Consider the following 425-nt stretch of genomic DNA (forward strand, 5'->3'; position numbering starts at 1 on the left):
AATGCTAATAACGTTGCGGACAAAACAGGGTAGATAATGTAAGAGTCCTGCTTGTTGGTTCGTTGAAAACATAGCGAAACAAGTAAGACGTTATAAACTACAAGTAACAAGCTGATCATGGTTCCGCTGTTTAATGTCATACTTGATAGCTGAGTTAAGAAAAACGCCAATAAAAGGTAATCGAAGACAATGAGCCATAAAAAGGCTTTCTTCAGTAAGTCGCTTTTTCTTTTTTCGGATGATGTTATGTGCATATAGAACTCAACTAAAAAGTCACAGTAACAAAGGCTTTGGTTAGAGAGGTCACCATCAGAGTGGTGACCTTTTAAGATTATAATTCTTGAATTTTTACTTCGCTGGTGGCGGTATCGCCGGAGTAATTGATGACTTCTTGACGAATGACTGGTTGGTTGAATTCAGCCTTA

1 protein-coding gene is annotated in these 425 nt (G+C 37.9%); it reads right to left on the reverse strand.

Annotated elements, in window-relative coordinates:
• Positions 1–254, reverse strand: a 254-nt coding sequence (locus IQR33_RS33105) for a hypothetical protein (protein WP_228013894.1), incomplete at its 3' end; no start/stop codon positions are given.
• Positions 255–425: the final 171 nt, after the last annotated feature.

Origin of the sequence: Vibrio sp. OPT46 (assembly GCF_015163535.1) — a bacterium.
In the GTDB taxonomy this organism is placed as follows: domain Bacteria; phylum Pseudomonadota; class Gammaproteobacteria; order Enterobacterales; family Vibrionaceae; genus Vibrio; species Vibrio alginolyticus.